We start from the raw sequence: 22,489 nt of genomic DNA, 5'->3' as shown, positions 1-22,489 counted from the left end.
GTGGATCAGGCTTTCGATCACGCCAGGGCGACGAGATCGGCGTAGTCGGAACCCCACAGGTCCTCGACGCCGTCGGGCAGCAGGATGATCCGCTCCGGCTGGAGCGCCTCGACGGCTCCCTCGTCGTGCGTGACGAGGACGACGGCGCCCTTGTAGGTGCGCAGGGCGCCGAGGATCTCCTCGCGGCTGGCCGGGTCCAGGTTGTTCGTCGGCTCGTCCAGGAGCAGCACGTTCGCCGAGGAGACGACGAGGGTGGCGAGGGCGAGCCGGGTCTTCTCGCCGCCGGAGAGGACACCGGCCGGCTTGTCGACGTCGTCGCCGGAGAACAGGAACGATCCCAGCACCTTGCGGACCTCGACCAGGTCCATGTCCGGGGCGGCGGAGCGCATGTTCTCCAGGACCGTCCGGTCGGGGTCCAGGGTCTCGTGCTCCTGCGCGTAGTAGCCCAGCTTGAGGCCGTGACCGGGGACGACCTGGCCGGTGTCCGGCGTCTCCACGCCCGCGAGCAGCCGCAGCAGGGTGGTCTTGCCGGCGCCGTTGAGGCCGAGGATGACGACCCGGGACCCCTTGTCGATGGCGAGGTCGACGTCGGTGAAGATCTCCAGCGAGCCGTACGACTTCGACAGGCCCTCGGCCGTCAGCGGGGTCTTGCCGCAGGGCGCGGGCTGCGGGAAGCGGAGCTTGGCGACCTTGTCGGACATCCGGACCTCTTCGAGGCCGGAGAGCAGCTTCTCGGCCCGGCGGGCCATGTTCTGCGCGGCGACCGTCTTGGTGGCCTTGGCCCGCATCTTGTCGGCCTGGGCGTTGAGCGCGGCGGCCTTCTTCTCGGCGTTGGCGCGCTCGCGCTTGCGGCGCTTCTCGTCGGCCTCGCGCTGCTGCTGGTACAGCTTCCAGCCCATGTTGTAGATGTCGATCGTGGACCGGTTCGCGTCCAGGTAGAACACCTTGTTGACCACCGTCTCCACGAGGTCGACGTCGTGGGAGATCACGATGAAGCCGCCGCGGTAGGTCTTCAGGTAGTCGCGCAGCCAGATGATCGAGTCCGCGTCGAGGTGGTTGGTGGGCTCGTCGAGGAGCAGGGTGTCGGCGTCCGAGAACAGGATGCGGGCCAGCTCGATACGGCGGCGCTGACCGCCGGAGAGCGTGTGCAGCGGCTGGCCGAGCACCCGGTCGGGCAGGTTCAGGGCGGCGGCGATGGTGGCGGCCTCGGCCTCGGCGGCGTACCCGCCCTTGGTGAGGAACTCCGTCTCCTGGCGCTCGTACTGCTTCAGGGCCTTCTCGCGGGTGCCGCCCTTGCCGTTGGCGATCCGCTCCTCGTTCTCGCGCATCTTGCGGATCAGTACGTCGAGGCCGCGGGCGGAGAGGACGCGGTCGCGGGCGAGGACGTCCAGGTCGCCGGTGCGGGGGTCCTGCGGGAGGTAGCCGACCTCGCCGGAGCGGGCGATCTGGCCCGCGGCCGGGATGCCCTCGCCGGCCAGGCACTTGGTGAGGGTGGTCTTGCCGGCGCCGTTACGGCCGACGAGTCCGATGCGGTCGCCCTTGGCGACACGGAAGGTGGCGTTCTCGATGAGGACGCGCGCACCGGCGCGCAGCTCGATACCGGAGGCGGAGATCACGGACAGACTCCAGGGCAGACAGGGATTGGCGGGTGGGCGGCTGAGGACGTTCCCGCCGTCTAATGCGCGAGGAGAATGGCCATGGGAACAAGTCTAACGGGGGCGGGCAAGCGGTTTTTCTGCGTCCAGGCGGCGGGGGCTCGGGCCGGGGAGATCGTTGCCCAGCGGGGTGCGGTCGGGGACGATCCGGCCCAGGTCGTCGAGGGCCACGAGCTGCCCGGTCCAGGCGGCGTCCGCGCACGGCTGGGCCAGGAGCAGGGCCGTGCCGCGGCGCAGGGCGCTCTCGGGCCGGAACGCGCAGCCCTTCCGGGCGGGCAGCACCCAGCGCAGATCGCCGTCGGCGGTGCGGTACGCGGTGACGCGGCGCGGGGCGACGACGGCGAGGATGCCGCGCCCGAGGGGGCGCAGGACGCCGGTGCCGCCCTGGGCCGGGAGCCACTCGGCCGCGTCGGGCAGGGCCCGGTGCCAGCGCACGGTACGGCCGTCGGTGTCGGTGAGCAGCCCGTCGTCCCAGAGCGCGATCGCCTCCCCGCGCGCGGGGACCACGGCGACGGGACGGTGCCCCGCGCGCGCGTAGCGCCACCGGGGCGCACCGGTGCGGCTGTCGTAGCCGACCACGGCGGCGCCCTGCGCCCGGGCCGCCCACTCCCCCTGGCCGTGGGGCAGGAGCCGGTCGCCGTAGGGAGCGGGCCGGAGGTGACGGGCCGCCCCGAACAGACCGAGCGCCAGGCCGGCCACGAGGAGCCCGGCGACGGCGCGGCGCGCGAGCACGGGGGTGCGCGGAGCGGTACGGCGGGCGGGCGCGGGAGCGCGCCGGGCGGGCGCGGGAGCGCGGGCGGCGGTGCGGGCGGCCTGCGGCCCGGTCCCGGGAGGCGGCGGCAGCGGTGGGGAGGGTGAGGACGGCGGGGTGCCGTGACGCGGGTGGGGCTCGTGGGGTGGAAGCGCCACCTTGCCCCCTCGGTCTCGTCCACCGTCCCGGATCAGGCGCAGAGCGTAGTCACCGCCGGCCGGGGTCCGCGGGCCGTCCCGGCGGGCGGGGGCAGGATGTCCCCCGTTCGGCGGGTCGTCCGGCGGCCGGGGACGGCGGGGCGGGTGAGACTGGCACCACGGTGCGGACGACGCGCGCGGCGGCGCGGTCGGAAGGCGGTGACGCGTGCAGTTCGACGACGACGCGAACCTGGACACCTCCGAGGTGCAGGATGTGCGCGGCAGCCGGATCCCGGGCGGGAAGGCGACCGTGGGGGGCGGCATCGTCGGCCTGATCGCCCTGCTGCTGGCGCTCTTCCTCGGCGTCGGGCCGGATCAGCTGGGACTGTCGACCGGCGGCGACTCGGCCGAGCCCACCGCCTCCTCGCTCGCCCAGGTCCAGCAGACCTGCCGTACCGGCCGGGACGCGAACACCCGGTACGACTGCCGGGCCGTGGCCGTGGTGAACAGTGTGCAGGACTACTGGAGGCAGGAGTTCCAGCGGCGGGGGTGGACGTACAGCCCCTCGACGACGGTGTTCTTCAGCGGGCGGATCGCCACGGCCTGCGGTGTGGCGACCTCGGCGGTGGGGCCGTTCTACTGCCCCGCGGACCGCAAGGTCTATCTGGACCTGGGCTTCTTCGACGACCTGCGCACGAAGTTCGGCGCCGGCGGCGGCCCCTTCGCGCAGGCGTACGTGATCGCGCACGAGTACGGGCACCACGTGCAGGACCTGCTCGGTGTGCTCGGCCGGTCCCAGGAGGGGCTGGCCGGCGCCGGCAGCGCTTCCGTGCGTACGGAGCTGCAGGCGGACTGCTACGCGGGGGTGTGGGCGCGCCATGCGACGACCACGCCCGACGAGTCGACCGGGCGCCCGCTGATCACCAGCCTGACGGCCGCCGACATCCGGGACGGCCTGGACGCCGCCGCGGCCGTGGGCGACGACCGGATCCAGGAACGGTTCCAGGGCCGGGTGACGCCGGAGACCTGGACGCACGGGTCGGCGGAGCAGCGGCGCCAGTGGTTCGAGCAGGGCTACCGGACCGGTGACATGGATCGGTGCGACACGTTCCGCTGACGCGTTGTCAGTGGTGCCTGCAAGACTCGAGGGCACGGCGCAACCGATGCACGAAGGAGTGATCGGCATGGCAGACACGGGCGGCGGCGCACGGCCCAGCATCTATCCCACGGTGCTCTACGCGGACGCGAAGGCGGCGATCAGGCAGCTCACGGAGGCCCTCGGCTTCACCGAGCTGTCGGTGTACGAGACGGAGGACGGCAAGGTGCTGCACGCCGAGCTGGTGCAGGGCAGCGGCGCGGTGATGATCGGTTCCAAGGGGCGCGGCGGCCTCTTCGACACGGCGATGAAGAACGCGGGCCCCGCAGGGGTGTACGTCGTGGTGGACGACGTGGACGCCCACCACCAGCGGGCCGTGGAGCACGGGGTGGAGATCCTGATGCCCCCGACGGACCAGGACTACGGCTCGCGGGACTACCTGGCCCGGGACACCGAGGGGAACATCTGGAGCTTCGGCACGTACGCCCCCGAGATCGGCACCTGAGTCCCCCTCGTCCCGCTCATCCCCCGGTGTGCACCTGGAAGGCGGCCCGGCGCACGGCCTTGGCCAGGGCCGGGTCGGGGTGGGCGGCGGCGAGCGCGACCAGCACCTGCACGGTGCGCGGATGGCCGACGGCGCGGACCTCGTCGAGCAGCTGGGGCACGGTGGGCTGCACCGCGGACTCCAGGTGCCGGACCAGCATCGGCGCCTCGCCGTGGTCGGCGACGGCGGCGGCCGTGTCCACCCACAGCCAGGTGGCCTCCTCCCGGGTGAGCGCCTCGTGGGCGTCCTCGGGGTCGACACCGTCGTGCTCGGCGAGCCACAGCAGGGCGTACGGCCGGAGAGCCGGCTCCTCCACCACGGCCCGTACGTCGGGCTCGGCGGGGGCGCCGACGACGCGCAGCGCCTCGAAGGCCAGGCCGCGCAGCAGCGCGTCGTCGCCGCGGGCGGCGTCGATCAGCTCGCTGACGGCGCTGCCGACGGGGCGGGCGGCGAGCCAGGCGCGGTACTCGGCGCGGGCCGCGTTGGGGCGGAGCTGGGCGCAGCCGCGGAGCATGTCCTCGGCGGACTGCTCGATGTTGCCGGCCGGGCTCTGCGCGGCCACGCAGATCTGCTCCAGCTTGACCCAGACCGCCCAGCTGCCCAGGGGGGTGAGCGTGGCCTGCCCGGCCCCGTAGGTGAGGGCGCCGACGGAGCCGAGGGCCCGCAGCGCCCAGTCGAGCAGGGGGGCGAGCGCGGCGTCGGTGGCGGGTGCGGGGTCCGCCGGGGCCGGGGATCCGGCCGGCTGTCCGGTGCCGGGTTCGTAGGCGACCTCGCAGCGTTCGGTGCGCAGTTCGGTGACCCGCTGCTGGAGCAGGTCGAGCAGCTGCTCGACCGGCACCGGGCCGGCGGACAGCTGGAGGAAGGAGAGCACCTGCGGCATGGCCGAGACGACCTCGGCGACGGCGGCCGGTTCGTGGCCGTCCGGCTCGGGGCAGGCGAGCGACCAGGCGTCGAAGAGAGCGACCCACCCGCGCAGTACGGCGCTGTCGTCACGGTCCCAGGCACGCAGGCGCCACCCGGGGCGCGCGCTGTCGCCGTGCACCTCGACGAGTCCGGCGAGGCGGGCGGTGTCCCAGTCGGCCCGGATCTGAGCGGCACTCAGTCCGAGGTCGGCGGCGGCGCGTTCGGCGGTGGCGTCGGAGAGGGTGGCCTTGCCGTCGTCGGTGGCGCCGTCGCGGCCGGGGCCGAGTGCGGTGTCGGCCCAGCGGGCGACACGGGCCGCGCCGGCCAGACCGGTGCGGGCCATTCCGGCCAGCTCGGCGCGGGCGGGCGTGCCCTCCGGCGGCCGGGGTGCGGGGCGGCGCGAGCGCCGCTGGTTCACAGCTCTGGGGGCGGCGGCCAGGGGTCGCGGTCGGACGAGTCGGAGCCTGGAGTCGCGCGGGATACGGGACGTCACGGGTGCAGTCTTCCGGTTGACGGTCCGAAAACCCAAACGGAATGTCACGGCGGGCGACGGGGTGGGCCAATGCACGGGGTGCGGAATGGGCCGGAGTGACGCGATCGAGCCAACCGTACGGCCTTAAACGGAATGCCTTGCACCGGTGGTGGCCGCCCCCCGTGCCCGGGCGTCACAACAGCGGGGTCAGGAACCGGCGCAGCCGCTCCTCGTACTCCCCGGGGTCCGCGTTCCACATCGCGGCGTGCGGGGCGTGCGGGACGGTGTGCAGGGCGACGAGGTCGGGGCGGCGCCGGGCGAACCGGCGGGAGTGCTCCCAGGGGGCGACCTGGTCGTCCGGGCCGTGGATGATCAGGGTGGGGACCCGCAGCCGGGCGGGGTCCGCGGTCTCGGCGACCCGGTCGGCGTGGAGCCCGGCCCGGCCCTGCGCGGCCCGCACGGCGAGCGGCAGCAGCGGCTGCGGGGTGTGCCGGGCGCGGGCCAGGGCACGCAGCGTGGCCTGCCAGCTGAGCACGGGCGAGTCGAGGACGAGCCCGGCGATGCGGTCGCGGACGGCGGAGTGCTCGGCGGCGCGCAGGGCCATGGTGGCGCCGGTGGACCAGCCGAGCAGGACGACGCGGCGGGCGCCGTAGCGGACCGCGTAGCGGATCGCCGCCTCGACGTCCCGCCACTCGGTCTCGCCGAGGTGGTTCAGCCCGTCCGGGGAGCGGGGGGCGCCGAGGTCGCCGCGGTAGGCGAGGGCGAGGACCGGCACCCGGCGGCCGTGCAGGAAGGGCATGACGTTCATGGCCTGTTCCCGGGTGGTGCCGAGGCCGTGCAGGGCGATCACCCAGGTGTCCCGGTGACTCGGCACGAACCAGGCGGGCAGGGCGCCCAGTTCGCCGGGCACGTCGACGTCGGCGTGGTCCAGGCCGAGGGCGGTGCCGGGATTGCCGACGTACAGGTTGGGGGTGAGCCAGACGGCGTCGCCGGCGGCGAGGGCGCCGTGGGTGACGCGTTCCAGACGGCGTACGACGGTGTCGGCGGTGTGCGGCGCGGCCTCCAGGACGGGGCCGACGACCGCGTGGGAGCCGTCGCCGGCGAGGCCGTAGGTGCCGGGGCGGAGCGCGGCCAGGTCGCGGGTGAGCGACACCTGGCCGGCGGCCGTGCCGTGCACGGTGAGGCGGGGCTCGGTGGGCAGCGGGCGGCCCGCGGGCGCCTTGAGGGCGGCGTCGCTGGCGAGCCGGCCGACGACCACGGAAGCCGTGCCGGCGGCCACGACGGCGGTGAGTGCGGTGGCGGTCGCCTTTGCGGTGCGCACTGCTCCAGTGTCGTGGGGGATGCCGTCGGCGGCCAGCGGAAGGCCCGGACCGAGCGAGAAGCGCCGAGGAACGGACGGCTTCCGGGCGGGCGGCTTCGGGACAGGAGGCTTCGGGACAGCGAGCTTCGGCACAGCGAGCTTCGGGACGGGGAGCTTCGGCACGGGCGGCTTCGGCATCGCCGGAAGGGCCCACCGTCGCCGAGCGCCGCCGCGGCGGGTCCCGGGACCGGAAGGGAGGAACCGGCGGCCGAGCACGGCGAGCGACACGGGAAGCCGGTGGCCGAGTGCGGCGCGCGGCGTGGGAGGGCGACGGCCGAGTGCGGCGGGCGGGGTGGACAGGCGGCGGATCAGGGCGTGCGGGACCGGAAGGCAGCGGATCAGATCACGCAGGCGCGGCCGGTGACGGGAGTGCAGTCGCCGGTGGCGGATGCGCGGGGAGTGACGGGAGCGGGGCGCAAGGGTGCGCGGGCGGGGCGGGGTGTGGCTCGGCAAGGGGTCACCTCCGTTGGCCGTACCCCTTCAAGCGTTCCCCGACCTCGGCGAGTTGTGCCTCCGAGAGCAGGGACGGGGTCAGGCCGGGCACGGAGGACGCCGTCAGCCACAGGCGGCACATCCACTCCAGCTGGGCGGTGCGGTCGTAGGCCTGGTCGAGGGTGGCGCCGTGGGTGATCGTGCCGTGGTTCTGCAGCAGGCAGCCGGAGCGGCCGGCGAGGGCGCGGAGCATGTTCTCGGCCAGTTCGTCGGTGCCGTAGGTGGCGTAGGAGGCGACCCGGACGGGGCCGCCGAGGGCGGCGGCCATGTAGTGGACCAGGGGCAGCTCGGACACGAGCGTGGAGACCGCCGTCGCGTGCACGGCGTGGGTGTGGACGATCGCGCGGGCATCGGTGGAGCGGTAGACGGCGAGGTGCATGGGCAGCTCGCTGGTCGGCACGAGCGAGCCGAGCACCTGGCGTCCGCCGAGGTCGACGCCGGTGATGTCGTCGGGGGTGAGCCGGTCGTAGGGGACGCCCGACGGGGTGACCAGCACCAGGTCCCCGATCCGGGCGGAGACGTTGCCCGAGGTACCGACGACCAGCCCGTCGGCGACGCTCCGGCGCGCCGTCGCGACGAGTTCCGCCCAGGTCCGCGCCTCCTCCTCCCCCCGGAGCCGTGCCTCGCCCTGCCCCCGGGGCCGCGCCTGGTTCCGGTGCGCGCCGAGTTGCCCCTCTTCCGTGTTCCGCCGCGGTTCAGCCATGCGGCGATCCTGCCAGCCGGATCGGCGGGGAGCGGGCGGGCCGGTCGTATCGGTCCGGAAATCGTACGGCCGAACGAGCGGATCCGGTCGCGAAACGCCTGAAATCGATACATATCCGGTGATCAATGAGCCTTCAATGATCCCTCTTGCCCACTGGACGACCGCCGCCGCCCGAGCGGGCTGGGCGCCTGTCGTCCGCCACCCCGGGGAGCGGAGACGCATGGCCCGCAAACGCACCTTCGCCCGTCGGCGCGCCCGTGTCCTCGTGGCGGCCACGGCGGCGGCCCTGGCCCTCACGGGCACCACGGCGACGGCGTCGGCCGAACCGCTGGGACGGACCGCACCCCCGGGACGGACCGCACCCCTGAAGTCGGCCGGACCGCGGGACCCGCTCGGACCGCGGGACCCGCTCGGACCGCGGAAGCCCGCCGAAGCCCCCCGGCCGGCCGGACCGGCGGACCCGGCCGATGTCGTCGCCGCGTCGGAGTCCGCCACGCTGCTGAGCCTGGCCGTGGTCCTGCCGCGCGGGCACGACGTGTCGTCGCACCAGGAGGGCGTCGACTGGCGGGCCGCCCGCGCGAAGGGCGCGCGCTTCGCCTACATCAAGGCGACCGAGTCCACGGACTACCGCAGCCCCGACTTCTCCGGGCAGTACACGGGCGCCCGCAAGGCCGGCCTGATCCGGGGCGCGTACCACTTCGCCCGGCCGGACCGGTCCTCCGGGGCCCGGCAGGCCGCGTACTTCGTGCGGCACGGGGGCGGCTGGCGGGCCGACGGCTGGACGCTGCCGCCCGCGCTGGACATCGAGTACAACCCGTACAGCAAGAAGCACAGGTGCTACGGGCAGAGCAAGGAGCGGATGGTCCGCTGGATCCGATCGTTCAGCGACGAGATCGAGCGGGAGACCGGCCGCCGTCCGGTGATCTACACCACCACCCAGTGGTGGAAGCAGTGCACCGGGAACAGCCGCGCCTTCTCCTCCTCCCACGCCCTCTGGATCGCCCGTCACGGCACCTCGCGGCCGGGGCCGCTGCCGGGCGGCTGGCGGTACTGGACGTTCTGGCAGTACGGCACCAAGGGCGCGCTGCCGGGTGACCAGAATCTCTTCAACGGCTCCCTGGCCCGGCTGCGGATCTTCGCGCGCGGCAGATAGCCAAGGGACGCTTGGGGCGGCGAAGCAAAGCGGAACCCCAAACCCCCCCTCTGTGACACTGCAATGCCCACCCGAGTTCATCTTCCGTTCACCCAGGTTGCCTACGTTCGACCAGCCAACGACCTCGAACGATTGCCTGGGTAAATGGAAAGCTTCTCGCTGATCCTCGCGATAGTGGTGGTAACCGCTCTCGCGTTCGATTTCACGAACGGTTTCCACGACACCGCGAACGCGATGGCCACCACCATCTCGACAGGCGCCCTGAAGCCCAAGATCGCGGTGGCCATGTCCGCCGCCCTCAATCTTGTGGGCGCCTTCCTCTCCGTGGAGGTCGCGAACACGATCTCCAAGGGTCTCGTGGACGAGAGCGGCATCCGTCCCGAGGTCATCTTCGCCGCCCTGGTCGGCGCGATCCTCTGGAACCTGCTGACCTGGCTGGTGGGCCTGCCCTCCAGCTCCTCGCACGCGCTGATGGGCGGCCTGGTCGGCGCCACCGTCGCCTCCGCGGGCTTCGGCGCCGTCCACGGTGACGTCCTGGTCACCAAGGTGCTGCTCCCGGCGGTCGCCGCGCCGATCGTGGCGGGCGCCGCCTCCCTGCTGGCCACCCGCTTCTCCTACGGCATCGGCTCCCAGGCCGACGGCGAGGCCACCCGCAAGGGCTACCGCGCCGGCCAGATCGCCTCCGCCGGCCTTGTCTCCCTCGCCCACGGCACCAACGACGCCCAGAAGACGATGGGCATCATCACCCTCGCGCTGATCGCGGGCGGCGCCATCGCCCCCGGATCCAACCCTCCCACCTGGGTGATCCTCTCCGCCGGCCTGGCCATCGCCCTCGGCACCTACATCGGCGGCTGGCGCATCATCCGCACCATGGGCAAGGGCCTGACCGACCTGGAGCCGCGCCAGGGCTTCGCCGCCCAGACCAGCGCCGCGACCGCCATCCTGGCCTCGTCCCACCTCGGCTTCTCCCTCTCCACCACCCACGTCGTCTCCGGCTCGGTGATGGGCGCGGGCCTCGGCCGCAAGGGCGGTGTGGTCCGCTGGTCCACCGCGACCCGCATGTTCGCCGCCTGGGCGCTCACCCTCCCGGCCGCCGCGCTGGTCGGCGCGGGCGCCGAGTCCGTCACCGACCTGGGTGACTGGGGCACCGCCGCCGTCGCCGTCTTCCTGGTCGCCGCCAGCGCCGCGATCTGGAAGATCTCCCGCCGCGAGGTCGTCGACCACACCAACGTGGTCGAGGAGACCGGCGAGCCGGCCGGCGTGGTCACCACCGCCATCGCCGCCGTGATCCCGCCGCCCGCGGGCACGGTCGTCGAGGAGCTGACGGCCACCATCCCCGCCCCCGTCGCCGAACCGGCCCCGGCCGTCCCGCCGGCCGCCGCGGTCTGACCCCGAGCACACGGTTACTGAAGGAAGCATCCCCATGAAGATCGACTGGGCGGCCCTCGGCTCCGTCTTCGGTGTGAGCCTCGCGTTCACGGTGGGCCTGGTGGCCCTGTTCACCCTCGGTGTCAACGGCCTGGCGCGCCGTGAGAAGGCCGCCGCCCAGGGCGGTTCCGCCGGGCTGGCGATGACCGGTGCGTACGTGTGCTTCGCCGCGTGCGCGGCGGCGGTCGCGTACGGGATCTACCTGATCATGGCCAAGGCCTGATCACGGCCTACTCCTGAGCATGGCCGAGGCCTGACGCCGAAAGCCCGATGTCGGCCCTGCCGGGTCACCGCCTCCGCGGTGCCGGCAGGGCCGATGTGTGTCCGCGGCGCGTGCACGGGCCTGCGGGAGGGTCTCCGCCGCCCCGGCCACCGGGCCGCCCCGCGCGACCCGCCGGACGCCCGCCGGGCCCTCGCCCGCCACCTCCAGCGGCACGATCCGGCCGTCGTCGAGCGGCATCTCGCCCGCATACGCCACCGCGCCTCCCTCCCCACGTCCGTTGCGCCCCGTATGACACGGACGAGCCCTTGCAGATCCTCACCGTCCGTGCGCACGAGCGAGACCGGCGAATGCCCTCCGCGCGAGGGGAATTCACCGCGATCCGGCCGTCCGACGGCGTCCGGCGTGCCGGCGGTGTGGGCCTCCACACAGTCCGGCATCCCAGGTCAAAGGCAAGTTGACGGCCCTTCCGGACGCGTGGTGGACTGCCCAGGCCATGTACGGCGGCAGGAGAGGAAGCCGGTGCGAATCCGGCGCGGTCCCGCCACTGTCACCGGGGAAGAACCCCGGGAGCCAGGAACTCTCACCGCCGATTGACGTCGAACCAGGGCGCGGACACCCTGAGTGAGGACACAGATCGCCATGCCCGGCTGCCGAAGGACCCGTACCAGGCCCGCTTCTGTGCCCACGGCCGGCTGAGCCGATGGGTGCCGATCGCACGTACGCGTACGGCGCCGCCGCCGGCGTCCTGGGGGACCTGCTCCTCGGCGATCCGCGCCGCGGGCATCCGGTCGCCACGTTCGGCCGCGCGGCCGGAGCCGTGGAAGGCGCCTTGTGGCACGACCACCGCGGCTGGGGCGCGCTGCACACCGCCGTATGCGCCGGTGGCGCCGTCGCGCTGGGCGCGCTGGCCGCCCGCGCCGTACGCCCCTCCCGCACCGCCTCCGTCGCGCTGACCGCCGCCGCCACCTGGGCCGTCGTCGGCGGCACCTCGCTCGCCCGGGAGGCCCGGACCATCGGACGCGCCCTGGCGGCCGGGGACGTCGAGGCCGCCCGGGCCCGGCTGCCCCATCTGTGCGGCCGGGACCCGCAGGCACTGGACGCCGACGGCATGGCCCGGGCGGTGGTCGAGTCGGTCGCCGAGAACACCTCCGACGCCGTCGTGGGTGCGCTGGTCTGGGGTGCCGTGGCCGGAGTACCCGGACTGCTCGGGTTCCGCGCGGTCAACACCCTGGACGCGATGGTGGGTCACAAGTCGCCCCGGCACCGGCGCTACGGCTGGGCCTCCGCCCGCCTCGACGACGTCGCCGGCTGGCCCGGGGCCCGGCTGACCGCCGTGCTCGCCGCCGCGGCCGGACCCGATCCGCGGGGCGCCCTGCGCGCCTGGAAGGCCGACGCGCGCAGGCATCCGAGCCCCAACGCCGGTCCCGTGGAAGCCTCCTTCGCGGGCGCCCTCGGCGTCCGGCTGGGCGGGACGCTGTCCTACGGGGGCCGCATCGAGCACCGCCCCGTGCTCAACGGCGCCGCCGGACGACCGGTCCGGGTCACCGACATCGACCGGGCCGTACGGCTCTCCCGCCGCGTCGGCCTGCTCGCCCTCGGCACCACGGTCGCCGCGCGCAGCCTCCTGAAAGGACGTGGGAAGTGAACGGTGGTCTTCTCGTCGCCGGCACCACCTCCGACGCGGGCAAGAGCGTCGTGACCGCCGGCATCTGCCGCTGGCTGGTGCGCCAGGGCGTCCAAGTGGCGCCGTTCAAGGCGCAGAACATGTCCCTCAACTCGTTCGTCACACGGGAGGGCGCGGAGATCGGACGGGCGCAGGCCATGCAGGCCCAGGCGTGCCGGATCGAGCCGACCGCGCTGATGAACCCGGTGCTGCTCAAGCCCGGCGGCGAACAGAGCAGTCAGGTGGTGCTGCTGGGGAAGCCGGTGGGCGAGCTGAGCGCGCGCGGGTACCACGGCGGACGCCAACAGCGGCTGCTCGGCACGGTGCTGGACTGCCTGGCCGAGTTGCGGGGCACGTATGACGCGGTGATCTGTGAGGGGGCGGGGAGTCCGGCCGAGATCAACCTGCGGCGGACCGACATCGTCAACATGGGCATCGCCCGCCGTGCGCGGCTGCCCGTGCTGGTCGTCGGCGACATCGACCGCGGCGGCGTCTTCGCCTCCTTCTTCGGGACGGTCGCCCTGCTCTCCCCGGAGGACCAGGAGCTGATCGCCGGCTTCCTGGTGAACAAGTTCCGCGGCGACGTCTCCCTGCTGGAACCCGGCCTGGACATGCTGCACGGGCTCACCGGGCGGCACACGTACGGCGTGCTCCCCTTCCGGCACGGGCTCGGCATCGACGAGGAGGACGGACTGCGCGTCTCGCTGCGCGGCACGGTCCGCGAGTCCACCGTCGCTCCCCCGGTCGGCGAGGACGTGCTGCGGGTCGCCGTGTGCGCGATCCCGCTGATGTCCAACTTCACCGACGTGGACGCGCTGGCCGCCGAACCCGGTGTCGTGGTGCGGTTCGTGGACCGGCCGGAGGAGCTGGCGGACGCCGACCTGGCCGTCGTTCCCGGCACGCGCGGGACCGTCCGGGCGTTGCGGTGGCTGCGCGAGCGGGGGCTCGCCGACGCGCTCGTACGCCGGGCCGCCGAGGGACGCCCCGTCCTCGGCATCTGCGGCGGCTTCCAGATCCTCGGCGAGCACATCGAGGACGAGGTCGAGTCGCGCGCCGGCGCGGTCGACGGGCTCGGGATGCTGCCCGTGCGGGTGCGGTTCGCCCGCGAGAAGACCCTCACCCGGCCGTCCGGAGAAGCCCTCGGCGAGCGGGTCGACGGCTACGAGATCCACCACGGCGTGGCCACCGTCGAAAGCGGCGAACCCTTCCTGGACGGCTGCCGGGTCGGCCAGACCTGGGGCACCCACTGGCACGGCTCGCTGGAGTCGGACGGCTTCCGGCGGGCCTTCCTGCGCGAGGTGGCCGCCGCCGCGGGCCGCCGCTTCGTGCCCGCGCCGGACACCTCCTTCGCCGCGCTGCGCGAGGAGCAGCTCGACCGGCTCGGCGACCTGATCGAACAGCACGCGGACACGGACGCGCTCTGGCGGCTCATCGAGTCGGGCGCGCCACAAGGACTGCCTTTCATTCCACCGGGAGCGCCCGCATGAGCACAGTGTTGTTGTTGTCGACCGCCGACACGGATCTGCTGGCGGCCCGGGCCTCCGGCGCCGGCTATCGCATCGGCAACCCCACCCGGGTCGATGTCGCCGGGGAACTGCCGGGCCTGATCGAGGGCGCGGACCTCGCCGTCGTACGGCTGCTGGGCGGCAAGCGGGCGTGGGAGGACGGGCTGGCCGCGCTGAAGGCGTCCGGCATCCCCGCCGTGCTGCTGGGCGGCGAGGCCGTGCCGGACGCGGAGCTGATGGCCGAGTCGTCCGTGCCGGCCGGTGTGGTCGCCGAGGCCCTGCGGTACCTGGTCGAGGGCGGCCCCGCGAACCTGCTGGAGCTGTCCCGGTTCCTGTCGGACACCGTGCTGCTGACCGGTGAGGGCTTCGAGGAGCCGCGGAAGATGCCGGAGTACGGCGTCCACGGCTCCTACCCGGTCCGGGACGGCCGGCCGACCGTGGGCGTGCTCTTCTACCGGGCGCACGAGCTGAGCGGGAACACCGCCTTCGTGGACACCCTGTGCGAGGCGATCGAGGCGCGGGGCGGCAACGCCCTGCCCGTCTACTGCGGTTCGCTGCGCGGCGCGGACGCCGGGCTGTACGAGCTGCTGGGACGGGCCGACGCCCTGGTCGCCACGGTGCTGGCCGCCGGCGGTACGCATGCGTCGCAGGCTTCGGCGGGCGGTGACGAGGAGTCCTGGGACATCGGCGCGCTCGCCGACCTGAACGTCCCGGTCCTGCAGGGCCTCTGCCTCACCTCCTCGCGGGCCGCGTGGCAGGAGTCCGACGCGGCCCTGTCCCCCATGGACGCGGCGATGCAGGTCGCGATCCCGGAGTTCGACGGCCGCCTGATCACCGTGCCGTTCTCCTTCAAGGAGCAGGGCCCCGACGACGTGCCGGTGTACGTCGCCGACCCCGAGCGGGCCGCCCGCGTCGCCGGGATCGCCCTGCGGCACGCCCGGTTGAAGCACAAGCCGAACGCCGAGAAGAAGATCGCCCTGGTCTTCACCGCCTACCCGACCAAGCACTCCCGCGTCGGCAACGCGGTCGGCCTGGACACGCCCGCGTCGGCGGTGCGGGTGCTGGACGCGCTCCGCGAGGCCGGGTACGGGCTCACCGCGTACCCCTCGGGCGGCGACGAGCTGATCCACCGGCTCATCGAGGCCGGCGGCCACGACGTGGAGTGGCTGACGGAGGACCAGCTGGCGGCGGCGCCCGCCCGGGTCCCGCTGGCGGACTACCGGGCGTGGTTCGAGAAGCTGGACCCGGAGCTGCGGGACGCGATGAGCGAGGCGTGGGGCGAGCCGCCGGGCGGCCTGTACGTCGACGGCGAGGACATCGTGCTCGCCTCCCTGCGGTTCGGGAACGTCGTGGTCATGATCCAGCCGCCGCGCGGCTTCGGGGAGAACCCGATCGCGATCTACCACGACCCCGACATGCCGCCCTCGCACCACTACATGGCGGCCTACCGCTGGCTGGAGAACAGCTTCGGCGCGGACGCCATCGTGCACATGGGCAAGCACGGCACGATGGAGTGGCTGCCGGGCAAGGGCCTGGGCCTGAGCGCCGGCTGCGCGCCGGACGCCGTCCTCGGCGACCTCCCCCTCGTCTACCCGTTCATCGTGAACGACCCCGGCGAGGGCACCCAGGCCAAGCGGCGCGGCCACGCCACCGTGGTCGACCACCTGGTGCCGCCGATGGCCCGCGCCGACACCTACGGCGACCTCGCCAAGCTGGAGCAGCTGCTGGACGAGTACGCGCTCGTCTCCGACCTGGACCCGACGAAGGCCCCGGCCGTCCGCGCCCAGATCTGGACCCTGGTCAAGGCGGCCGAGCTGCACCACGACCTGCATGTGGCCGAGCAGCCGGACGACGACGACTTCGACGAGTTCGTCATGCACATCGACGGCTATCTGTGCGAGATCAAGGACGTGCAGATCCGCGACGGCCTGCACATCCTGGGCGGCGGGCCGGTCGGGGAGCCGCGGGTCAACCTGGTGCTGGCGGTGCTGCGGGCGTCCCAGGTCTGGGGCGGGCAGGCGAACGCCCTGCCGGGGCTGCGGTCCTCGCTGGCGGCCCACTTCGGGCTGGACGAGAAGGAGCTGCTGGGCGAGCCCGGCGCCCCGGTGAAGGTGCCGGTGGAGCTGACCGACCTGGTGCAGGGGCCGGCCCGTACGGCCTCCGACGCGATCGACCTGCTGGAGCAGCTGTGCCGGCGGATCGCGGAGGGCATGGAGGAGCGGGCCTGGGAGCGCGCGGCCGTCCCGGCCGTCCTGTCGGACGCGGTCGGCTCCCTGCTCCCGGACGCGCTCGCGGTGCTGGAGTTCGCCTGCGACGAGGTCGTCCCGCGGCTCGCGCGGACCACGGACGAGATCGGGCACATCCTGCGGGCGCTGGACGGTGGATACGTCCCGGCCGGCCCCTCGGGCTCGCCGACCCGCGGTCTGGTGAACGTCCTGCCGACGGGCCGCAACTTCTACTCGGTCGACCCCAAGGCCATTCCGTCCCGGCTGAGCTGGGAGGTCGGGCAGTCGCTGGCCGACTCCCTGGTGCAGAGGTATCTGCAGGACACCGGCGAGTACCCGCGGTCCGTCGGCCTCACGGTGTGGGGCACGTCCGCGATGCGCACCCAGGGCGACGACATCGCCGAGATCCTGGCGCTGCTGGGCTGCCGCCCGGTGTGGGACGACGCCTCCCGCCGGGTCACCGGCTTCGAGGTGGTCCCGCTGCAGGAACTGGGGCGTCCGCGCATCGACGTCACCGTCCGCATCTCCGGGTTCTTCCGGGACGCGTTCCCGCATGTGGTCGGTCTGATCGACGACGCGGTGCGGGCGGTGGCCGAGCTGGACGAGCCGGCGGAGCGGAACTTCGTGAAGGCGCACGCCGACGAGGACGCCCGTGAGCACGGCGACCGGCGGCGCGCGACGGCCCGGATCTTCGGCTCGAAGCCGGGCGCGTACGGCGCCGGTCTGCTGCCGCTGATCGACGCCCGCAACTGGCGCTCCGACGCGGACCTGGCCGAGGTGTACGCGGTGTGGGGCGGCTACGCGTACGGGCGCGGGCTCGACGGGCGGGCGGCGCGCGGGGACATGGAGACGGCGTTCAAGCGGATCGCGGTGGCGGCGAAGAACGTCGACACCCGCGAGCACGACCTGGTCGACGCCGACGACTACTTCCAGTACCACGGCGGCATGGTCGCCATGGTCCGCCATCTGACGGGCGCCAACCCCGAGGCGTACGTGGGCGACAGTGCCGTACCGGACCAGGTGAAGACCCGCACGCTGGGCGAGGAGACGCACCGGGTGTTCCGGGCGCGGGTGGTCAACCCGCGCTGGATGGCGGCCATGCGCAGGCACGGCTACAAGGGCGCCTTCGAGATGGCGGCGACCGTGGACTACCTGTTCGGGTACGACGCGACGGCCGGCGTCGTCGACGACTGGATGTACGAGAAGCTGAGCGCGGAGTACGTCTTCGACCCGGAGAACCGGGACTTCATGAAGAAGTCCAACCCATGGGCGCTGCGCGGGATCACCGAGCGGCTGCTGGAGGCCGCGGACCGTGGTCTGTGGGCGGAACCGGACGCGGACACGCTGGAGCGGCTGCGCGCCACGTATCTGGAGCTGGAAGGCGACTTGGAGGGCGACCAGTGACCACCCCGTTCCCCTTTACGGCCGTCGTCGGCCAGGACGATCTGCGGCTCGCGCTGCTGCTGAACGCCGTGTCGCCGGCGGTCGGCGGTGTGCTGGTGCGCGGTGAGAAGGGCACCGCGAAGTCCACCGCGGTACGAGCGCTGTCGGCGCTGCTGCCGGAGGTGGCCGTCGTGCCCGGCTGCCGGTTCTCCTGTGATCCGGCCGCCCCCGATCCCGCGTGCCCGGACGGGCCGCACGAGCCCGGCAGCGGCGCCGAGCGGCCCGCGCGGATGGTCGAGCTGCCCGTCGGCGCCTCCGAGGACCGGCTGGTCGGCGCGCTGGACATCGAGCGGGCGCTGGCCGAGGGCGTGAAGGCGTTCGAGCCGGGCCTGCTGGCCGACGCGCACCGCGGGATCCTGTACGTGGACGAGGTGAACCTCCTCCACGACCACCTGGTCGACCTGCTGCTGGACGCGGCGGCGATGGGTGCCTCGTACGTGGAGCGCGAGGGCGTGTCCGTGCGGCACGCGGCCCGGTTCCTGCTCGTCGGCACCATGAACCCCGAAGAGGGGGAGCTGCGCCCGCAGTTGCTGGACCGCTTCGGGCTGACCGTGGAGGTCGCCGCCTCACGGGAGCCGGACCTGCGGGTGGAGGTCGTCAAGCGGCGGCTCGCCTACGACGCCGACCCGGCCGGTTTCGCGGCGCGCTGGGCCGCCGAGGAGGCCGCCGTACGGCAGCGGATCGCGGCGGCGCGGGAGCTGCTGCCGCAGGTGCGCCTGGGCGACGGTGCGCTGCGGCAGATCGCGGCGACCTGCGCGGCCTTCGAGGTGGACGGCATGCGCGCCGACATCGTGATGGCACGGACCGCGACCGCGCTGGCCGCGTGGGCCGGGCGGACCGATGTGCTCGCGGAGGACGTGCGGCAGGCGGCGCTGCTGGCGCTGCCGCACCGGCGCCGGCGGAACCCGTTCGACGCGCCGGGGCTGGACGAGGACAAGCTGGACGAGACGCTGGAGCAGAATTCCGGGGAGAACGAGGGCGAGGACGACCCGGACCCGGACGGCCCCGGCGGGGGCGGCGGTCGTCCGCAGCCCGACTCCGGCCCGCAGGGCGGCGGTGACACCTCCGCGCGCCCGGAGGCCGGTGAGGGCGGGGAACCGCAGCCGGCCGGCGCGCAGGAGCAGTCGGCCGTGCGCGCCGCGGAGCCCTTCCGCACGAAGGCGCTGAGCGTGCCCGGCATCGGCGAGGGCGCCGCCGGCCGGCGGTCGCGGGCGCGGACCGAGCACGGCAGGACCACCGGGGCCCGGCGGCCCCGGGGGACGCTGACCAAGCTGCATCTGGCGGCGACCGTGCAGGCCGCCGCTCCGCATCAGCGGGCGCGCGGCCGGTCGGGGCCGGGACTGGTGATCCGCCGGGACGATCTGCGGCAGGCGACCCGGGAGGGGCGCGAGGGGAACCTCGTGCTGTTCGTGGTGGACGCCTCGGGGTCGATGGCGGCGCGGCAGCGGATGAGCGCCGTGAAGGGCGCCGTGCTGTCGCTGCTCCTCGACGCCTACCAGCGGCGGGACAAGGTGGGGCTGGTGAGCTTCCGGGGTTCCGCCGCGGAGGTGGCGCTGCCGCCGACGTCCTCCGTCGACGCCGCCGCCGCGCGGCTGGAGTCGCTGCCGACCGGCGGCCGTACGCCGCTCGCCGCCGGGCTGCTCAAGGCGCACGAGGTGCTGCGGGTGGAGCGGCTGCGGGATCCGGCGCGGCGGGCGCTGGTCGTGGTGGTGACCGACGGGCGGGCCACCGGTGGCCCCGAACCGGTCGCCCTCGCGGGGCGTGCGGCGCGGCTGTTCGCCGCCGAGGGCGTCGCCTCGGTGGTCGTGGACTGCGAGTCGGGGCCGGTGCGGCTCGGGCTCGCCGGGCAGCTCGCGGGTGAGCTGGGCGGTACGGCCGTGACGCTGGACGAGTTGCGGGCCGACTCGATCGCCGGGCTGGTCAGGGATGTGCAGGGGACGTCGAGGAGGGCCGCGTAGTGCCGCAGGGACAGCCGAGTGTCGTACCGGACGACGGCCTGACCACCCGCCAGCGGCGGAACCGTCCGCTGGTCGTGGTGCACACGGGCGTCGGCAAGGGCAAGTCCACCGCCGCGTTCGGGCTCGCGCTGCGCGCCTGGAACCAGGGGTGGCCCATCGGGGTGTTCCAGTTCGTCAAGTCGGCGAAGTGGAAGGTCGGCGAGGAGAACGCGCTGCGGGTGCTCGGCGCCTCCGGCGAGGGCGGCACCGTCGACTGGCACAAGATGGGCGAGGGCTGGTCCTGGGTCCAGCGGGACGCGCAGATGGACAACGAGGAGAAGGCCCGGGAGGGCTGGGAGCAGGTCAAGCGGGACCTGGCCGCCGAGACGTACCGGCTGTACGTGCTGGACGAGTTCGCGTACCCGATGCACTGGGGCTGGGTCGACACCGACGAGGTGGTCGAGGTGCTGCGGAACCGTCCCGGCACCCAGCATGTGGTGATCACCGGGCGGAACGCGCCGGAGAAGCTGGTGGACTTCGCCGACCTCGTGACCGACATGTCCAAGGTCAAGCACCCCATGGACGTGGGCCAGAAGGGCCAGAAGGGCATCGAGTGGTGAGGTCGTCGGTGCCTCGGCTGGTCGTCGCCGCGCCCTCCTCGGGCAGCGGCAAGACCACCGTCGCCACGGGGCTGATGGCCGCGTTCGCCGCGCGGGGGCTCGCCGTGTCCCCGCACAAGGTCGGGCCGGACTACATCGACCCGGGGTACCACGCCCTCGCGACCGGGCGGACGGGGCGCAACCTGGACGCGTACCTGTGCGGGCCGGAGCTGGTGGCTCCGCTGTTCCTGCACGGGGCGCGGGGATGCGATCTCGCCGTGGTCGAGGGTGTGATGGGGCTGTACGACGGGGCCGCCGGGGAAGGCGAGCTGGCGTCCACCGCCCATGTCGCCAAGCTGCTGGGGGCGCCGGTGGTGCTCGTCGTGGACGCGTCCTCGCAGTCGCGGTCGGTGGCGGCGCTGGTGCACGGGTTCGCCTCCTGGGATCCGCAGGTGCGGGTCGGGGGCGTGATCCTGAACAAGGTGGGCTCCGACCGGCACGAGCAGTTGCTGCGGGAGGCGCTGGACGCCTCCGGAGTGCCGGTGCTGGGTGTGCTGCGGCGGGCGGAGCCGGTGGAGACGCCGTCGCGGCATCTCGGGCTGGTGCCGGTCGCCGAACGGCAGTCCGCGGCGGTGCAGGCCGTCGAGGCCATGGCGGCGCTGGTGTCCCGGGGATGTGACCTGGCCGCGTTGGAGGCACTCGCCCGGACCGCGGGTGCCCTCCCGGCAGGCGTCGCCCCCTGGACCCCCGTCCCGCCCGCCCACCACCCGGATCGGCCGGCCGGGGAACAGGCCACCGAGGCGCCCGCCCGCCGTGGGACGCGGTCGGCCGGGAAGCGGGCGCCGGTGGTCGCCGTCGCCGGTGGCCCGGCGTTCACCTTCTCCTACGCCGAGCACACCGAGCTGCTGACCGCCGCCGGCGCCGACGTCGTCGCCTTCGATCCCCTGCGGGACGAGGAACTGCCCGAGGGAACCGCCGGGCTGGTCATCGGCGGCGGTTTCCCCGAGGTGTACGCGGGTGAGCTGTCCGCCAACGAGCCGCTGCGCGCGGCCGTGGCCGGGCTGGCGTCGAGCGGCGCGCCCGTGGCGGCCGAATGCGCCGGACTGCTCTATCTCAGCCGCGAGCTGGACGGGCGGCCCATGTGCGGCGTGCTGGACGCCACCGCGCGGATGACCGATCGGCTGACCCTGGGCTACCGGGACGCGGTGGCCGTCGGCGACAGTGTGCTGGCGGCGGCCGGGACGCGGATGCGCGGCCACGAGTTCCACCGCACCGTCGTCGAGCCGGGCGCCGGTGCCGCTCCCGCCTGGGGGGTGCGGACGCCGCTCAGGCGGGTCGAAGGTTTCGTACAGCAGGGCGTGCACGCGAGTTATCTGCACACGCACTGGGCGTCCGAGCCCGGTGTCGCCCGTCGGTTCGTGGAGAGGTGCCGGACGTCATGAGCAGCAGGCTGATCGGAGTCGGGGTCGGTCCCGGTGATCCGGAGCTGGTGACCGTCAAGGGAGTCAACGCCCTGCGGGCCGCCGATGTCGTCGTCGTACCCGTCATGGCCGCGCCCGACGGGACGGACGGCGGAGAGCCGGGGCGCGCCGAGGCGACCGTGCTGCACTACGTGCCCGCCCGGAAGGTGGTCCGGGTGGTGTTCGCGCTGAACGAGCGGACGGACCAGACGCGCCGGGAGGCCGCGTGGGACGCCGCCGGTGCGCGGGTCGCCGAGCTGCTGCGGGAGCACGGGTCGGTCGCGTTCGCCACCATCGGGGACCCGAACGTGTACTCGACGTTCACGTATCTCGCGCAGACCATCGTGGAGCTGGTGCCGGGGGTCGCCGTGGAGACGGTGCCCGGGATCACCGCCATGCAGGACCTCGCGGCGCGGTCCGGGGCGGTGCTGACGGAGGGCACCGAGCCGCTCACCCTCGTCCCGGTGACGGCCGGGTCGGCCGTGCTGAAGGAGGCGCTGGCCGGGCCGGGGACGGTCGTGGCGTACAAGTTCGGGCGGCAGGCCGCCGAGGTCGCCGAGGCGCTCGCGCGGACCGGGCGGCTCGGGGACGCGGTGTGGGGCTCGGCGCTGGGGCTGCCGGAGGAGTCGGTGCGGCCGGCCGCCGAGCTGGACGGGACACCGCTGCCGTACCTCTCGACGCTGATCGCGCCCCCGCGGCGGGACGGCGGCCGGGGCGGGAAGCTGTGAGACCGTACATCC

The 22,489-nt window shown here is 74.1% G+C and carries 17 protein-coding genes and 1 riboswitch; of the genes, 12 read left to right on the top strand and 5 right to left on the bottom strand.

The features are described from left to right. Positions 1-17: 17 nt before the first annotated feature. The gene (gene abc-f, locus ACZ7KF_RS37555) at positions 18-1,616 is read right to left on the bottom strand and encodes a ribosomal protection-like ABC-F family protein (RefSeq protein ID WP_471085781.1); all 1,599 of its coding nucleotides are present in this window, start codon (positions 1,614-1,616) and stop codon (positions 18-20) included. Positions 1,617-1,709: 93 nt separating this feature from the next. Then, entirely contained in the window at positions 1,710-2,564 is an 855-nt protein-coding gene (locus tag ACZ7KF_RS37550; protein ID WP_471085778.1) for a PQQ-binding-like beta-propeller repeat protein, read from the bottom strand. 205 nt (positions 2,565-2,769) lie between these two features. On the opposite strand from ACZ7KF_RS37550, the gene ypfJ reads away from it, so the two are divergent. Beyond that, positions 2,770-3,660 carry a KPN_02809 family neutral zinc metallopeptidase gene (gene ypfJ, locus ACZ7KF_RS37545; RefSeq protein WP_471085775.1) on the top strand — a complete coding sequence of 297 codons (891 nt, stop codon included), beginning with the start codon at positions 2,770-2,772 and terminating at the stop codon, positions 3,658-3,660. A 46-nt stretch (positions 3,661-3,706) separates the two neighbouring features. Beyond that, positions 3,707-4,144: a VOC family protein gene (locus ACZ7KF_RS37540; RefSeq protein ID WP_471085772.1), complete on the top strand. Its 438-nt coding sequence runs from the start codon at positions 3,707-3,709 to the stop codon at positions 4,142-4,144. 16 nt (positions 4,145-4,160) lie between these two features. On the opposite strand, the gene ACZ7KF_RS37535 is transcribed toward ACZ7KF_RS37540, so the two are convergent. The 3 genes from ACZ7KF_RS37535 to ACZ7KF_RS37525 form a co-directional block, all read right to left on the bottom strand. Further along, positions 4,161-5,579 (bottom strand): hypothetical protein, encoded by a 1,419-nt coding sequence (locus ACZ7KF_RS37535; protein WP_471085769.1) that lies wholly within the window; start codon positions 5,577-5,579, stop codon positions 4,161-4,163. A gap of 172 nt (positions 5,580-5,751) precedes the next feature. Continuing rightward, positions 5,752-6,879 carry an alpha/beta hydrolase gene (locus tag ACZ7KF_RS37530; RefSeq protein ID WP_471085767.1) on the bottom strand — a complete coding sequence of 376 codons (1,128 nt, stop codon included), beginning with the start codon at positions 6,877-6,879 and terminating at the stop codon, positions 5,752-5,754. 496 nt (positions 6,880-7,375) lie between these two features. Continuing rightward, on the bottom strand, positions 7,376-8,113 hold the full coding sequence (locus tag ACZ7KF_RS37525) for a class II aldolase/adducin family protein (protein ID WP_471085764.1): 738 nt from the start codon (positions 8,111-8,113) through the stop codon (positions 7,376-7,378). A gap of 220 nt (positions 8,114-8,333) precedes the next feature. Between ACZ7KF_RS37525 and ACZ7KF_RS37520 the strand changes: the two genes are divergently transcribed. The 10 genes from ACZ7KF_RS37520 to cobI all read left to right on the top strand — a co-directional run bounded on the left by ACZ7KF_RS37520 (position 8,334) and on the right by cobI (position 22,477). Beyond that, positions 8,334-9,266 carry a lysozyme gene (locus ACZ7KF_RS37520; protein ID WP_471085761.1) on the top strand — a complete coding sequence of 311 codons (933 nt, stop codon included), beginning with the start codon at positions 8,334-8,336 and terminating at the stop codon, positions 9,264-9,266. A 144-nt stretch (positions 9,267-9,410) separates the two neighbouring features. After that, a complete protein-coding gene (locus tag ACZ7KF_RS37515; RefSeq protein WP_471085758.1) occupies positions 9,411-10,655 on the top strand; it encodes an inorganic phosphate transporter in 1,245 nt (414 codons plus the stop codon). A gap of 34 nt (positions 10,656-10,689) precedes the next feature. Then, entirely contained in the window at positions 10,690-10,917 is a 228-nt protein-coding gene (locus ACZ7KF_RS37510; protein ID WP_471085755.1) for a hypothetical protein, read from the top strand. 461 nt (positions 10,918-11,378) lie between these two features. Next, positions 11,379-11,519: riboswitch (cobalamin riboswitch) on the top strand. 98 nt (positions 11,520-11,617) lie between these two features. Beyond that, positions 11,618-12,562, top strand: coding sequence for a cobalamin biosynthesis protein (locus tag ACZ7KF_RS37505; protein WP_471085752.1), 945 nt, complete (start codon positions 11,618-11,620; stop codon positions 12,560-12,562). Further along, positions 12,559-14,067, top strand: coding sequence for a cobyric acid synthase (locus tag ACZ7KF_RS37500; RefSeq protein WP_471085749.1), 1,509 nt, complete (start codon positions 12,559-12,561; stop codon positions 14,065-14,067). The genes ACZ7KF_RS37505 and ACZ7KF_RS37500 overlap by 4 nt, the downstream gene beginning before the upstream one ends. Continuing rightward, complete coding sequence (cobN, locus tag ACZ7KF_RS37495; protein WP_471085746.1) at positions 14,064-17,714, top strand: cobaltochelatase subunit CobN; 3,651 nt, start codon at positions 14,064-14,066, stop codon at positions 17,712-17,714. The genes ACZ7KF_RS37500 and cobN overlap by 4 nt, the downstream gene beginning before the upstream one ends. Then, the gene (locus tag ACZ7KF_RS37490; RefSeq protein WP_471085744.1) at positions 17,711-19,711 is read left to right on the top strand and encodes a putative cobaltochelatase; all 2,001 of its coding nucleotides are present in this window, start codon (positions 17,711-17,713) and stop codon (positions 19,709-19,711) included. Before cobN ends, ACZ7KF_RS37490 begins: the two co-directional genes overlap by 4 nt. After that, positions 19,711-20,310, top strand: coding sequence for a cob(I)yrinic acid a,c-diamide adenosyltransferase (gene cobO / locus ACZ7KF_RS37485; RefSeq protein ID WP_356150824.1), 600 nt, complete (start codon positions 19,711-19,713; stop codon positions 20,308-20,310). Before ACZ7KF_RS37490 ends, cobO begins: the two co-directional genes overlap by 1 nt. Beyond that, positions 20,307-21,731 (top strand): cobyrinate a,c-diamide synthase, encoded by a 1,425-nt coding sequence (locus ACZ7KF_RS37480; RefSeq protein ID WP_471085742.1) that lies wholly within the window; start codon positions 20,307-20,309, stop codon positions 21,729-21,731. The genes cobO and ACZ7KF_RS37480 overlap by 4 nt, the downstream gene beginning before the upstream one ends. Beyond that, a complete protein-coding gene (gene cobI, locus ACZ7KF_RS37475) occupies positions 21,728-22,477 on the top strand; it encodes a precorrin-2 C(20)-methyltransferase (protein ID WP_471085740.1) in 750 nt (249 codons plus the stop codon). Before ACZ7KF_RS37480 ends, cobI begins: the two co-directional genes overlap by 4 nt. Positions 22,478-22,489 lie beyond the last annotated feature (12 nt).

This window comes from Streptomyces sp. NPDC038200 (genome assembly GCF_055600785.1).
The sequence above is the reverse complement of the archived record's forward strand: the minus strand, read 5'-3'. Positions and strand labels throughout refer to the sequence as shown.

Coding starts and splice junctions, on each gene's coding strand:
- ACZ7KF_RS37520 (WP_471085761.1), top strand. CDS start 8,334: ATGGCCCGCAAACGCACCTTCGCCCGTCGGCGCGCCCGTGTCCTCGTG.
- ACZ7KF_RS37510 (WP_471085755.1), top strand. CDS start 10,690: ATGAAGATCGACTGGGCGGCCCTCGGCTCCGTCTTCGGTGTGAGCCTC.
- cobN (WP_471085746.1), top strand. CDS start 14,064: ATGAGCACAGTGTTGTTGTTGTCGACCGCCGACACGGATCTGCTGGCG.
- ACZ7KF_RS37515 (WP_471085758.1), top strand. CDS start 9,411: ATGGAAAGCTTCTCGCTGATCCTCGCGATAGTGGTGGTAACCGCTCTC.
- cobI (WP_471085740.1), top strand. CDS start 21,728: ATGAGCAGCAGGCTGATCGGAGTCGGGGTCGGTCCCGGTGATCCGGAG.
- ACZ7KF_RS37540 (WP_471085772.1), top strand. CDS start 3,707: ATGCACGAAGGAGTGATCGGCATGGCAGACACGGGCGGCGGCGCACGG.
- ACZ7KF_RS37525 (WP_471085764.1), bottom strand. CDS start 8,113: ATGGCTGAACCGCGGCGGAACACGGAAGAGGGGCAACTCGGCGCGCAC.
- ACZ7KF_RS37505 (WP_471085752.1), top strand. CDS start 11,618: ATGGGTGCCGATCGCACGTACGCGTACGGCGCCGCCGCCGGCGTCCTG.